The sequence below is a fragment of the Arthrobacter sp. GW822-FHT05G07 genome, assembly GCF_058799755.1.
Window position 1 is genome coordinate 1 of record NZ_JBXALT010000017.1, and the last position, 13,840, is coordinate 13,840.

Annotated in this window: 11 protein-coding genes; 5 read left to right on the forward strand and 6 right to left on the reverse strand. The window is 62.1% G+C overall.

What is annotated here, in order from left to right:
• Positions 1-343 precede the first annotated feature (343 nt).
• The gene (locus AC1RJY_RS22765; protein WP_498603598.1) at positions 344-1,792 is read left to right on the forward strand and encodes an aromatic amino acid lyase; all 1,449 of its coding nucleotides are present in this window, start codon (positions 344-346) and stop codon (positions 1,790-1,792) included.
• A gap of 89 nt (positions 1,793-1,881) precedes the next feature.
• Here the strand turns inward: AC1RJY_RS22765 and AC1RJY_RS22770 are convergent, their stop codons facing one another.
• A complete protein-coding gene (locus AC1RJY_RS22770; protein ID WP_210065579.1) occupies positions 1,882-3,534 on the reverse strand; it encodes an MDR family MFS transporter in 1,653 nt (550 codons plus the stop codon).
• Positions 3,535-3,666: 132 nt separating this feature from the next.
• On the reverse strand, positions 3,667-4,140 hold the full coding sequence (gene rraA, locus AC1RJY_RS22775; RefSeq protein WP_014923063.1) for a ribonuclease E activity regulator RraA: 474 nt from the start codon (positions 4,138-4,140) through the stop codon (positions 3,667-3,669).
• A 157-nt stretch (positions 4,141-4,297) separates the two neighbouring features.
• Here rraA and AC1RJY_RS22780 point away from each other — a divergent pair, with 157 nt between their 5' ends.
• Complete coding sequence (locus tag AC1RJY_RS22780; RefSeq protein ID WP_011776444.1) at positions 4,298-5,602, forward strand: MFS transporter; 1,305 nt, start codon at positions 4,298-4,300, stop codon at positions 5,600-5,602.
• 2 nt (positions 5,603-5,604) lie between these two features.
• Here AC1RJY_RS22780 and AC1RJY_RS22785 read toward each other — a convergent pair whose 3' ends face one another.
• From AC1RJY_RS22785 to AC1RJY_RS22795, 3 genes are all read right to left on the reverse strand, one after another.
• Positions 5,605-6,618, reverse strand: a complete 1,014-nt coding sequence (locus tag AC1RJY_RS22785; RefSeq protein ID WP_498603599.1) for an FG-GAP repeat domain-containing protein — start codon at positions 6,616-6,618, stop codon at positions 5,605-5,607.
• A gap of 163 nt (positions 6,619-6,781) precedes the next feature.
• On the reverse strand, positions 6,782-7,927 hold the full coding sequence (locus AC1RJY_RS22790) for an FG-GAP-like repeat-containing protein (RefSeq protein ID WP_210065583.1): 1,146 nt from the start codon (positions 7,925-7,927) through the stop codon (positions 6,782-6,784).
• Between the two features lie 51 nt (positions 7,928-7,978).
• Positions 7,979-9,106, reverse strand: coding sequence for an FG-GAP repeat domain-containing protein (locus AC1RJY_RS22795; RefSeq protein ID WP_498603600.1), 1,128 nt, complete (start codon positions 9,104-9,106; stop codon positions 7,979-7,981).
• 202 nt (positions 9,107-9,308) lie between these two features.
• Between AC1RJY_RS22795 and AC1RJY_RS22800 the strand changes: the two genes are divergently transcribed.
• Together AC1RJY_RS22800 and AC1RJY_RS22805 are read left to right on the forward strand one after the other, a co-directional pair.
• Positions 9,309-9,917: a TetR/AcrR family transcriptional regulator gene (locus AC1RJY_RS22800; protein WP_014923058.1), complete on the forward strand. Its 609-nt coding sequence runs from the start codon at positions 9,309-9,311 to the stop codon at positions 9,915-9,917.
• A gap of 275 nt (positions 9,918-10,192) precedes the next feature.
• Entirely contained in the window at positions 10,193-11,383 is a 1,191-nt protein-coding gene (locus AC1RJY_RS22805; protein WP_014923057.1) for an NAD(P)-dependent malic enzyme, read from the forward strand.
• A gap of 85 nt (positions 11,384-11,468) precedes the next feature.
• On the opposite strand, the gene AC1RJY_RS22810 is transcribed toward AC1RJY_RS22805, so the two are convergent.
• A complete protein-coding gene (locus tag AC1RJY_RS22810; protein ID WP_498603601.1) occupies positions 11,469-13,031 on the reverse strand; it encodes an alkaline phosphatase family protein in 1,563 nt (520 codons plus the stop codon).
• Between the two features lie 267 nt (positions 13,032-13,298).
• On the opposite strand from AC1RJY_RS22810, the gene AC1RJY_RS22815 reads away from it, so the two are divergent.
• Entirely contained in the window at positions 13,299-13,802 is a 504-nt protein-coding gene (locus AC1RJY_RS22815; protein WP_014923055.1) for a DUF456 domain-containing protein, read from the forward strand.
• Positions 13,803-13,840: the final 38 nt, after the last annotated feature.

The window sequence follows — 13,840 nt, forward strand, 5'->3', positions numbered from 1 at the left end:
TCCGCCACGCCGACGCCGGCTACGACCGCGCCCTCGAAGTCGCCAACGAACGAGGCGTCCGCATCCCCATGAACGAGGGCTCCCTGAAAGCAAGCCAATGAGCGTTTCCACCAGCACCGCACGGGTGCACGCCTCAACAGACCCCGATTCGTCGGCAGTCAAGATGGAGCGGCCGGACTCGGTCCCGCAGGAACGGATTCCGGTCCGGCCCCCCAAGGTTTGGAATCCCGTCCGTATTGCGCCTGAAACCGACTAGCTGGCAGGTGTGGTGGTTGTCGAACAGCCACCACACCTGCCAGCCATTGGCGAGTACAACGTCGGCCCCGGATGAAAGGATCGCTCAATGATTGAGATCGACGGCCGGAACCTGGCCTTGGCAGATATTGCAGCCGTTGCCGACGGCGCTTCAGTTCACCTCTCACCCGGTGCGTTGATTCGTATGGCCGCCTCGCAGGAGTCAGCCGTTGCGACAGCCTCAAAGCGGCCCGTCTACGGCCGTTCAACCGGAGTTGGCGCGAATCGGACCGTGGCTTTGGCCGAGGCCGGCGGGAGTGACACCCACGGGCTCAAACTGTTGCGGAGCCATGCCGTCGATGCTGGCAGGCCGCTGGATCGCCGGACAGTCCGCGCAATGATGGTGGTCAGGCTGTCACAGTTGGCAGCCGGTGGATCGGGGATCGACCCCGGCATCGCAGCGGCCCTCTCTGACCTGATCAACGCGAATGTCGTCCCTGAAATCCGGGAGTTCGGCGGCATCGGCACGGCGGATCTGCAGGCCCTGGCCGGTACTGCGCTCACGATGCTCGGGGAGCGCGAGCCCTTGGGCGGGGGAGGGGCGCGACGCAGCGTGGACGGTTGGGCCACCGCGGACGCCCTGCCCTTCATCAGTTCCAGCGCGCTGACCATTGCGCAAGCTGTTCTTGCTCATCAGGAATTGTCGGGTCTCTTGAAAAACGCAGAGTCGGTGGCCGCGTTGTCCTTCGTGGCGATGTCCGGCAATGCGGAGGCGCTCAGCCCGGCGGTGGCTGCGGCGGCGGATACTCCTGCCGTGGCAGAAGCTGCGAACACCTTCCATGGCTTGGTTCAAGGAAGCGGTGAGCCCTCGCGGATTCAGGACCCCTACTGCTTGCGGACCCTGCCACAGATCTTCGGATCCCAGACAGAGGAGCTGCAGGCTCTGGGCGCTTTGTTGAGCCGTCTGGTGACAGCCGGCAACGAGAATCCACTGGTCCATGGGTCGGCGTCCGATGGCTCGCACGACGTTGCGCACCACGGGCTTTTCCAGATGACCAACCTGGCCCGCCGCGTGGATACCTTGCAGCTGGCTATAGGTGCAGCCTGCGCGACGCATCTTCGAAGGGTTGATCTCCTCTGCGACCCCACCTACACCGGCTTGCATCCCTTCCTGGCTGAAGATGGGACAGGACAGTCCGGCGTCATGATGCTGGAGTACGTGGCTGCTGCCGCGGTGGGGCGGATCCGCGCCAATGGTCAACCGGCAAGCTTGCAGACAGTCGTGTTGTCGTTGGGCGCGGAGGAAGACGCAAGCTTCGCCAGCCTGGCCACGGCCCAGTTGCAGTCCACCGTCGAAGCCTTGGCGACTGTCACCGCCGTCGAACTTGTTTGTGCCTCGCGCGCCCTGCGATTGCAGGGCCGGCGGCCCGAAGAGTTAGGCAGCACCAGGTTGCGCGCCATGCTGGAGGCCGGCCTGACGTTGCCGTACGACGTCACTGACCGCGACCTGCGTGGCGACCTCGAGCAAGCACAGCAGCTGGTTCGGGCTTTGCACTAAAGTCCGTGCAACAGCACAAGAACGGCAGGCGGTCCGAAGGCCGCCTGCCGTTCCTGGGTGTTGCGTGAACTAAAGCCCGACGCGTGAATCTAGTGCGCGGGGACCGATTCCTTGGCTGCTGCCTGGGGATCCGTGAGCTTCTTGTTGGGCAACGCGAAGCTGATCAGGAATGCAATGAGCATCAGCCCCGCAGCCGTGAGCATGACGATGTCGATTGCCTGGGCGAAGCCCTCTGTTATCGGCCTGGTGAGCGTGCTGTTGGCCGTGTGAAGCCAGCTGGTGTCGTTCAGGGACTCGTTGTTGGCGCCGTTCTTGAAGAAGTCGAAGAGCTTGGCGTTTGCGGGATCGGAAGCCACAGCCGGGTCCTTCATGACTGCTTGGTAATCCGGGCTGGAGGCAGCAGTTTTCATGCCCTCGGCGATCTTGTCGGCCGCCGTGCTGAACAGCATGGAGATGAACACTGCCGTGCCCACCGCTCCGCCCATGGAACGGAAGAACGCAGCAGTAGAGGTGCCGACGCCCATGTCCTTGGGCGGGACGGAAACCTGCATGGCGAGCGTGAGCGGCTGCATGCAGAAGCCCAGTCCGACGCCGAAGAACACTGCTATCAGGCCGGGAACCCACAGTCCGGTATCGACGCCGAGGACGAAGCCCATGACGGTGGCTGCAGCAGCCAGCACAGCCGTACCCATGATCGGGAAGATCCGGTACACGCCTGATGAGGAGATGGTTCGGCCGGCAGAGATCGAGCCGAAGAGGATGCCCACAGTGAAGGTGATCATCATCAGGCCAGCCTCCGTAGGAGTCAGCCCCTTCACGAGTTGCAGGTACATGGGCAGCATTGCAATGGCTCCGAACATGCCGATGCCGATGATGAAGTTCAACAGCGATGACAAACCGAACGTCATGTTCTTGAACAAGCGCAACGGAATCAGCGCGTAGTCTCCAGCACGTTTCTCAGCGAGCAGGAATGCCACGATACCGATCACGCCAAGTCCGTAGCAGAGCCAGGATGCGCCCGAGGCCCAGCCCCAGGTGCGGCCCTGTTCTGCAACCAGCAGCAGAGGAACAATCGCCAGGGTGATCGCGGCGGCGCCCCAGTAGTCGATCTTTTGCTTCACATGCCGCGCCGGAAGGTGCAGGTACATGAACACCACCACAAGGGCAGCGAGCCCTATGGGGAGGTTGATGAAGAAGACCCAGCGCCAGCCGTCAAAGCCCAGGATGTTGGCCGAGCCTGCGAAGGCACCGCCAATCACCGGACCGAGGACGGAAGAAATACCGAAGACGGACATGAAGTAGCCCTGGTATTTTGCCCTGTCCTTCAGCGCCACGATGTCGCCGATGATGGTCAGCGCCAACGCCAGCAGGCCACCGGCGCCGAGGCCCTGGATGCCGCGGGCAATGGCCAGCTCCGTCATGGAGTGGACTGATCCCGCGTAGAGGGAACCCACCAAAAAGATCACGATCGCCACGAGGTACAGCGGGCGGCGCCCGAAGATGTCACTGAGCTTGCCGTAGAGCGGGGTGCTCACAGTTGAGGTGATGAGATACGCCGTGGTGGCCCACGCTTGCAGCGACAGGCCATCGAGATCGTTGGCGATTGTGTAGATGGACGTGGACACGATGGTCTGGTCCAGCGAGGACAGGAACATGCCGAGCATGAGTCCCACCATGACGGTGAGGGTCTGACGATGGGTCAGGACCTCGCCGGCGGCCCGAACGGGCGCGGTTTTGGACATATCTTCTCCAGAGGTGGCAGAAAAGGGGAATAAGCAGGATAGTTGCTTTCAGTAACTATCTTACTGCCCGGTTGATTCCCGTTGGGAGAATGTTTCTTCCGCTCTTCTTCTAAGACGACGCCCCCGGAAGGACTAGCGCTCTATCAAGATGCCGTCAGCGTCGCAGAAAATCATCACGCCGGGCTGGATCCGGACGCGATCGATCACCAGCTGAACATCTACTTCGCCCACGCCTGTCTTGGCGCTCTTCTTCGGGTTGCTGCCGAGTGCCTTGACGCCCAGGGGCAAGCGGGCGATGGCTTCGCGGTCGCGAATGGCACCGTTGATGACTACGCCAGCCCAGCCGTTGGCTACGGCACTTTCCGCGATCATGTCTCCCATGAGTGCGGTCCTCAGTGACCCCTGCCCATCGATGACCAGAACGGCTCCGTCCCCAGGGGTGCTGAGGACAGTCTTCACCAGCGCGTTGTCCTCGAAGCACCGGATAGTGCGGACTGGCCCGCTGAAGTGTGTATGCCCACCCAGGTTTTGAAACTGGATGGCAATGGATTCCAGTTCCTCGCCGCGGTCGTCGTAAAGATCGGCGGTATTTACTCGCTCACTCACAGTGCTGCTCCTCTATCGCTTTGAGGCCACACTAACGCGCGCGTCGGCGCTGTGGCAGGACATGCTTCGGCCTATGTGGATAAAAAGCCCGACGGCGGTTCAGTGTCGCTCCGCCGCGCTAGGCTGAATCCAAACATTGAATGAGGGGGAACCTGCTATGAGCTTGTCCGATCTACCGGGCCCGGTGCCGGATCCAGCCGTAGTCCGCGGTGGAACCACCACGGCGCTGGCTGAGCCTGTTGCCCGGGTCCGGCCGATCTGGGTCACGGGCGTGGTGCTGGTTAACCTGGGCATCAACGCAGCGTTCTTTGGCCCCCTCCAAGTACTCCTGGGCCTGCAGGCAGCTCACTTTGACGAAGGTCAGAAGGAAGCGATCCTTGCTTTAGTCACGGGCTGCGGTGCAGCCGTTTCCATGGTGGCAAACCCGCTCTTCGGGGCATTCAGTGACCGCACTACGTCCCGGTTTGGCCGCCGTGTTCCCTGGGTCCTGATGGGCGCCGTCCTTGGAGCTGTTGCGCTCGTAGCTTTGGCCGGTGCTCCCAACGTTGCAGCAATGACTTTGCTGTGGTGCCTTGTTCAGGCCGGAGCCAACGCCATGTACGCCGCTATCACGGCCGCTATACCTGACCGTGTCCCGGTTCTTCAGCGCGGAACTGTAGGTGGACTTGCCGCCATGGGGCAGACTGTCGGAATTCTCATCGGAGCCGTGATCGCTGCGGTTGTTGTTGGAAACTTTGCCGCAGGTTACTGGCTGTGCGCAGCAGCCTTGCTCGCCGGCGTCGTGCTTTACCTCTTCAAGAATGACGATCAGCAGCTTCCACCAACAGAACGTCCGCCCTTCAACTTGGCGGACTTCCTCAAAGGCTTCTGGGTTTCGCCTAAACGCTATCCGGATTTCGCGTGGGCTTGGTTGACTCGCCTGCTGGTAAGCACCGGTAACCACATGGTCACGCTCTACTTGTTGTTCTTCCTCAGCGATGCTGTGCGTCTCAAGGAAACTGAGGGAATCGAGCCGTCGTTTGGTGTCCTCATTCTTACCGGGCTGTATGCGGTCTCGGTCATCATCACCAGCGTGCTCGGGGGCAGACTGAGCGACAGGATGGGCAAACGGAAGCCTCTTGTGATCGCTTCGTCGGTCATCATTGCGCTGGCGTCGCTGATTCTTGCCTTTGCACCGACGTGGATTGGCGGGCTCGCCGGTGCGGTGGTACTGGGGATCGGCTTTGGAGCGTATCTCGCCGTTGACTTCGCGCTCATCACGCAGGTCCTTCCAACGGGGATGGACCGCGGCCGGGATCTGGGCGTTATCAACATTGCCAATTCCTTGCCGCAGGTGATCGCCCCCTTGATCGCCTCCCCGTTTGTACTTTTCTGGGGCGGCTACGTCTCGCTGTACGTAGCCGCCGCAGTCATTGGGCTCTTGGGCGCCGTGTTCGTGGTGAAGATCAAGAGCGTGGCTTAGGCCTAAAACACCGCGTTCATGACGTTCCAGCCGCTACCGACAACCGGCTGGCCCTTCCATTTGAAGCCGTAGATGCCCCATGAGCTGAAGCCTGAAGGGTCGGCGAGGTACATTGTCAGCTGACCGTTTGGACTAATGCCGTAAACGTCGTTGTAGCCGTCTCCGTTGAAGTCACCGGCCACCCCAAAGCGACTGAGGACCTCCCAGCCTCTGCCGAGGGTTCCGTCGTAAATGTCGGGATGGCCGTAATCATAGAAATAGCCGTTGCGCGTAGAGGAGCGGGCCTGTAAGTCGCCCCACCAGGTGCGGCTCAGGACGACAGCCTCGGAAGTGCCATAGAAATGCCCCGCTCCGGCAGAATCCAATCCCTGCCAGCCCGTAGTGACCTTGCTCGGTGCCAGCCAACCGCCCCGTCCGTTGCCGGGGTAAAGGAAGACGTTACCCGCAGCATCCTGGGCAAGGATGTCGTTGGTGCCGTCACCGTTGAAGTCGCCGGGTGCGATGAGGTTGACGAACCCCTGCCATCCCTGACCAATCTGGAAGGCTTGTTTCCAAGCCCCGGCGCCATTTCCTTGGTACAGAAAGAGCCGTCCATAGCCATCGCGGCCCATGACGTCTACTGTTCCATCGCCGTCGAAGTCTCCTGGCGAAACCAAGAGGTTGTAAATGTGCCAGCCGTTACCGATCACTTGCGGTGCCCGCCAGTTGCCTCTGCCGTCAGTGGGGTAGAGCAGCAGACGGCCGGCTGCGTCGCGGGCGAACAGATCGAAGGTGCCATCGCCATCGAAACCCCTTGAGCGCGGGGCTGCTTCAATGGGAAGGCCCTGGGCGGTTTCCTTGCCGGGCACCGCATCTTTTGTGAGGGAGGCCGTAGTGTCCACCGCTTCATCGGCGGCGGAAGCAGGGACAGCCGAGACCAGGAGGCAAGTGGCTAAAGCCGGAGCAGTGATGAGTGCAAGAAGTCGTCGAGGACTGCGGCGGCGCGCAGGCGCGCGAAGGGCAGAGGTGAAGCCCAAGGATTCCCCCAGAGAAATAAGGCGGCACAGAGTTGGCCGAAGAGATCAATTGGGATGACACTACTGCCTGCCGAACCGCTGGCAAATAGCTGGTCCTTTTATTGCGAGAACCCCGTCCGGATCGCTCCGAACGGGGTTCTCAACAACGAACAAGCAAGCCGAGTTAGAACAGGTCCGTGAACCCGCTCCAGCCCCAGCCGACAACAGCGGCTCCAGCCCAGCCGGCGTTGCCGTTGCCGTAGTAGGCGCGCAGTTGGCCTGAGCCGTCCACAGCGAAGACGTCGTGGTGGCCGTCGGCGTTGATGTCGCCGGCGCTGCCGATCTTGCTCATGCCGGTCCAGCCCTGGCCAACAACGGTCATTCCGTTCCAGCCGCCGGAACCGTCGCCACTGTAGAGCCGCAAGAACCCGGAAGAATCGCGAGCCAAGACGTCAACGTTGGTGTCGCCGTCGAAATCGCCGGGGGTGATGATCGCGTTCAGTGCGTTCCAGCCCTGGCCCGCCACGGACCTGGGCAACCATCCGCCCTCACCGTCGCCGGGGTAAAGGTAGAGGATCCCGTTGGCATCGCGGGCCAGGATGTCGTTGGTGCCATCGCTGTTGAAGTCCCCGGGGGCTACCAGCGACGTGAAGATGTTCCAGCCGATGCCCACTCTCTGCGGGCCGTTCCAGCCGCCTGAACCGTTACCGCTGTAGAGGTATAAACCGCCGGACGAGTCCCTGCCCAGGACATCGTTGATGCCGTCGCCGTCGAAGTCGCCAGGGGAGAGCACGGTGGGGAAGATGTTCCAGCCTGCCCCGACGGTCTTCGCTGGTTCCCAAGTGTTCTGAACCCGCGGGTACATGAGCAGCGCGCCGTCGGAACGGCGGGCCAAGAGCTCAAATGCGCCGCGGCCGGTGAATCCATTCGGCCGGTTGGAGGCGGAAATCGGCGCGGTTTCTTCGCTGGCGACTTCCAGGCCTTCGCAGGGATGGTTGGCCACAAGGTGCGCGGCTATGGTTTTACCGCGGTCCTCTTCAGTGAGGACATAGTTGGGCCATGTGGGGTGGTCTGTTGCTACCTCGCCGTCCCGCGTCCAGTAGATGCGGGTATCCGGACCCGATGCCTGCGCGCAGCCCTTGTACGCATAGGGGTCCCAGGTAACCGTGAGCGTGGAACCAACGTATGGCGCGCCGGTAATCACTGGAGGTTCGGGGTCCATGGTGGCCATGGCGGGGGCGGGGGCCAGAACAACTGCCGCAAAGATCGCAGCCCCGATTCCGGCAATTGCCCGGCGCACGCCAGACGCAGGGCGTGATGAAGCAAACATTGTGTCCTCCCCAGACTTTATGCGGTTAATGGTACCGCGTCTGGGATCTTCCTAGAAGATTGCTGTGAACCATCCGAATCCGGCTCCAACAGCTTCGGAACCTTTCCAGCCGGTTTTCCCGTCGCTGTAGTAGGCAATCAGGCGGCCCTGTTGGTCCACACCATAAACATCGGGGAAGCCGTCGCTGTTGAAGTCGCCGGCAGCGCCTACGAATTTGAGGGCGTTCCAGCCGACGCCGATCATCCAGGACCGTGACCAGCCGCCTGCGCCGTTGCCCCCGTAAAAGTACAGGTAGCCGCTGCGGTCGCGCGCCAGGATGTCCACATTTCCGTCGCCATTGAAGTCGCCGGGCGTCACCATGGAGTCCATGACGTTCCAGCCCGTCCCGACGGCGGTTCGCGCCAACCAGCCCCCGGCACCATTGCCCGGGTAGAGATAAAGGGCTCCGCCGGGTTCCCTGGCGAGGACGTCGTTGTGGCCGTCGCCGTTGAAGTCGCCCGGACTGACGATGGAGTCGAATACGTTCCAACCGTTGCCGATGGACTTGGCGGGCTTCCAACCACCGGCGCCATCTCCACCGAAGAGGTAGAGTCCTCCGACGGAGTCGCGCACCATCATGTCGCTTTTGCCATCACCATCGAAGTCACCGGGGGAGAACACGGTATTGAAGATGTTGAACCCATAACCCACGGTTCGGGCAGGATCCCAGGCGCTGCCATTTCGGCCGTACAGCACCAATGAGCCGTCATTGGCGCGGGTTAAAAGCTCCAAGCTGCGGCCGGTGAAACCAGCCGCCCGATTCACGGCACCCACCGGCTTGGTTTCGTTGCTGTGCAGGGACTCTCCGCCGCAGGCCGTTTTGCTGGCAGTGACGTGCACTGCCATCCGCGCTCCGGTGTCATCCTGCTCCAGCACGTAACTGCGCGCTGTCTCCCCGGCCACCAAGAAGCCATCCCGGGTCCAGTAGACCGTGAAGTCGGGGCCTTTGCCGCCTCCGCAGCCGTAGAACGTGTACGGGCCGATGTCAGCGGTCAGCTTTTCGCCAACAAACGCTTCGCCGTTGAGGATGGGGTCCGGCCCGTTGCTGGGTGCGGCCGACGCCGGCAGGGGATTAAGTGCCATGGCCGCCGCGGTGACGGTCAGCAGCGCCGCTGCCATCCGGCGTCGTAATGTCCCCATGTGTGTTCCTCCCGGTTGGGTTCCAAGCCTGCATGAAGTGTATGTGGGCGGAACCCTCAGGCGGGAACAGCCTTGGTTCAGGGCGCAGGGCGAGCTCTCAGGAAACGGTCATTTTGCTCCCGTATCATTGATGCGATCGGCCAGCCGCGGTCCTTGACCCAGCCGGCCGTTTCCTTGTCAGCCTGCCAAGAGATCGCCGGAAATGCCCGCATCAAACTCACTGGAACCCTACTCCCTTGACCTGACCACGGGACTGCCCCGTATGGCTGCCGCGCCAACCACCCCGCGGCAGCAGCTGCGCTATGCCCGCATCCTGAAGACCGCCGCCGGCTTTGCCCAGCGACAGTTTGATACCTTGAGTCTTTCCGACGTTGCGGCCCGGGCTGACATCCCGCTCGGCACGCTCTACCGCTACTTTCCCTCCACAGCCCACCTCATGCTGGCCGTCTATCGTCAGCAGCTGCGGGAACTCCGTGATGGTGTCCGGCTGCGTGAAGGCAAAGGGCATGCCCTCGCGGGTTTGATGATGGAAATCTTCCACTTGCGGGTCATGCAGCCGGGCGTAGAGCACTGCCTCATCCGGCCGGCGGGCAAGGACGATGACACTGCCCAGCTGTTGCGAGAAATCGATGCATTGTCCGAGGAAGTGGTTGGTTCGCTGAGCAAGGACTCCGGGAGGGATACCGTCAGGGCCAGGATCTTGTTGCACCTGGTGAGCGGCTTGGTGCAGGCGGTTCGTTGTCGCCGATTGTCGTTGTTCGAGGCAGAGAAGGATCTTAAGAGAGCCTGCACGCTGCTCACGGGTGAGTAGGGAGCCGCTGGTCTAGACCGGAAGGCCCCCAGAACACGTTTTTTGGCATGACGTGAATCACATTTGGGCTTGGTTGAACGTTTTACTCTCGAATCGTCTCTCTTGGTATTGAATCTTGTACCTTCACCGTTTCCCTAGGCTGGAGACACCGAAGCGGCTAGCAGCCCCCTATCTGCAGAAGCAATGCCGGACCAGTCACCCTTGGCCCGCACCAGCAGTTCTGTTCCTGCCCGAAACGTGCCGTGGGTTCACGGCTAGCCTGAGGAGACAAAGACGTGTCCATTGAGACAATTGCAACTGATAACGACGCCCTGGTACTGACCGAAGAAGAGATCTTCGCAGCCCACGAAGGCGGCAAGCTGACCATCTCCAGCACCGTTCCCCTGAACGACAAGCGCGATCTCTCCATCGCCTACACCCCCGGAGTTGCGCAGGTCAGCCGCGCAATCCACGCAAACCCCGAGCTTGCCCGCACACACACCTGGGCCGAGCGCCTGGTTGTTGTGGTCAGCGATGGCACCGCCGTTCTGGGTCTCGGCAACATTGGCCCGAGCGCCTCCTTGCCGGTTATGGAGGGCAAGTCGGCCCTCTTCAAGTCCTTCGGCGACCTTGACTCCATCCCGCTGGTGCTCAACACCACGGACGTGGATGAAATCATCGAAACCCTGGTCCGCCTCCGCCCGAGCTTCGGCGCCGTGAACCTTGAGGACATCTCGGCTCCGCGTTGCTTCGAACTCGAAGAGCGGCTCATTGAGGCCCTCGACTGCCCCGTCATGCACGATGACCAGCACGGCACAGCCGTCGTGGTTCTCGCAGCCCTGACCAACGCTGCCAAGGTGACACAGCGCGAACTGGCGGGCCTCAAGGTTGTTGTGTCCGGCGCTGGTGCCGCAGGCATTGCCATCGCCGAGATTCTTCTTGCCGTTGGCATCAAGGACGTCATCCTGCTCGACTCCAAGGGTGTAGTCAACGCTGAGCGTGCCGATCTTGCGGCCGATCCCGGCAGCGTCAAGGCTCGCATGGCCCAGCGCACCAACCCCCGCGGCATCACAGGTGGTCCGGGCGAAGGCCTGACGGGTGCCGACGTCTTTGTGGGCGTCTCCTCTTCCAAGCTGGACGAAGAGCACCTGAAGCTCATGAACGATCAGTCAATCGTGTTCGCCCTGTCCAACCCGGACCCGGAAGTTCTGCCCGAGGTTGCCCAGAAGTACGCAGCTGTTGTGGCCACCGGCCGCAGCGACTTCCCGAACCAGATCAACAATGTGTTGGCCTTCCCCGGCATCTTCCGCGGCGCGCTCGATGCCAAGGCCCGCCGCATCACGCCCGCCATGAAGATCGCCGCTGCCAACGCCATCGCTGAACTGGCCGCAGAAGACCTGTCCGCCGACTACATCGTGCCGAGCCCGCTGGACGCCCGCGTCGCGCCGGCCGTCACCGCGGCAGTTGCTGCAGCCGTCACCGAGTAGCGGTTACTAACGCAAGACCGACGACGGCGACGCCTCCCGTGCTGGGGAGCGTCGCCGTCGTTCTTTGCTTAAGGCGCGTGACTGATTAGCGGTCCAGAGTTACCTGGTCCACCGTCCAGAAGGCGCTGTTGGTGCCGGTGTAACGGAAGCTGATCTTTGCCTTCTTGGCCCCCTTGGGGACCTCCAGTGCCAAGGATTCGAAGCCGTTGAAGTTGGCGGTGTAAGACTTCGCCAGCTGCGGGGTGCCGCCGTCGTAGCTGACGAACACCTCGCCGCTTTGGGGCCCATCAATCCTGTAGTTGGAAGCGAAGGAGAGAGTTGCGGTCTTGCCGCCCTTCACCTTGAACTCTGGGCTGACAAGCGTTGAGTCGAACTGTCCGGCAGCATGCGCCTTGTCATCCCATTCATCCGAGTCGGCAACTGCGAAGACGTTTCGGTTGCGGACGGAGGTTTCACGGCCCTGGTTGCGGTCCACGTTGGTCCAGAACTCATCCGTGGCAAAGGACCAACCCCGCCATTCGGTGACGCCCCCGGCGGGCATCGCGGAGTTGTCTATGCTCCAGCCTTCGGGAGCCGTGGTGGTCCAGCCCTTCACATCGGCGGCGGGGGCTGTTTCGTCACCGCGCGTCTTCAGGCTGGTCCGGAGGGAATCGAAGGCGTCCGCTTCGATGTCCGGGAACGCCTGCCCGTCCAGGTTCCAGGCCGCCTCAGGCGTGATGCCTTCATGCTTCAAAACAGACGGGGCGATGTCAGTGATCTTGACGTCGTTTCTGATGCTGCCGGACTCGATGCCCTTGCCTTGGGCGATGACGAAGGTCTGACGCTCGGCGGCAGTGCTCCCGCCGTGGCCGCCGGTGGGGGTGTGGCCGTGGTCCGAGGTGAGGACCACGAGCCAGTCCTCGGACGTATAGCCGGGGCGGTTCTTCACAGCGTTGAGGATCTCACCCACCTGGCCGTCCACCCTGCGCAGGGCGGCAAGGTATTCCTCGCGCTCGGTGCCGTAGGAGTGTCCGGCCCCGTCCACTTCATCCAGGTGGATGAAAGTGCTGTCCGGGTTGCCGTTGGCCAGGTATTCCACTGCCTTCGCCGTGGTGCCGGCATCGTTGCCGCCGGCGATCCTCAGGTCCACTTTCTCGCCGAACACTTTTTGGGGGATAGGGGACCAGGTGCCCACCACCAGTGTGGACGCTTTCGGCTGCGACGTTTCGAGGCGGCTCAGGTAGTCCGGGTACTGGCCGTAGTTGGGTGCCGCGAAGTTGTTGTCCACCACGTTGTGCTTGTCCGGCCACACTCCCGTGGCAATGCTCGACCATCCTGCACCTGACACCGTGGGGGCCATCGGGTTGGCGAACAGGTTGCTTGTGGCGGTCATGCCGCCGTCCATGAGGCCCTGCACGTTGGGCATGCCGGCGGTGCCGAATTTGGCGATCGCTGCTCCGTCGAGGCCGATCACCAGAGTCTTTTTGCGCTTGCTGCCGTCGGGGAGACCGGCGTAGCTGGCGTTCGTTGAGTTGCCGGTTGCGGCATCGTTCGGTGTTTCGGGTGCAGCTACCGCGGCGGACGGGAGTACGACTGCGGCCGCCAGGGTTAGTGCGGCCGTTGCCAAAGCTGCGCGGAAGGGACGGGCGTTGTCCAAGGGTTTCTCCATTTTCGGGTCCGAATGAAAGCTGCCGACCACTGGTTGCCGACAGCCTGACCCTTCAACCCTGCCGCTTTGGCCTAAGCCAAAACAAGGCTAATCGCTAGTTGTATAGACAAGTTATCCTGCCGTTAAGATACTGTTTTCCAACCCATACTCATCATTCGAGGACTCCAATTCAGCTCCAAGGGTCCAGTTGTTCATACAGCCATCCGTTCTCGGAGCGCCGTCGTGGTGGACGCCAACTGTTGACGCACCACACCTAGACTGAGGGTCATGAACGCCGAACTTATCGTGACCATCCTCTGCGGCCTGGCCATAGCAGTCGGCGTGGCCGGAACCATCATCCCCGTCCTTCCGGGCAGTATCCTCATCGGCGCGAGCCTGCTGGCCTGGGCCATTTGGGGAGGTGCAGGTCCACTCGGCTGGGTGATCTTCGCCGTCGGAATGGTGTTTGTGGTGGCTGGAATGGCCGCCAGCGCCGTCCTCACCGGACGCAAGCTCAAGCAGCACGGCATTCCCAACCGGTCCGTGCTGATAGGCGTCGTGCTGGGTGTTGTGGGAATGTTCGTCATTCCCGTGGTGGGGCTCTTTGTCGGCTTCGCTGTGGGGCTCCTTCTCAGCGAAGTGCAGCGAACCCGTGACTTCCGCACGGCCGTCCGGTCCAGCGGTGCTGCACTGAAAGCGACCGGCATCGGCATTCTGGTGGAGTTCGGTCTAGCCTGCGCGGCAGCCAGTACGTGGATCATCGGCGTGTGGATCAACGCGGTGAACGGCTAAGCCCTTAAATGCCAATTCGATGGTTCCCTGCACACACC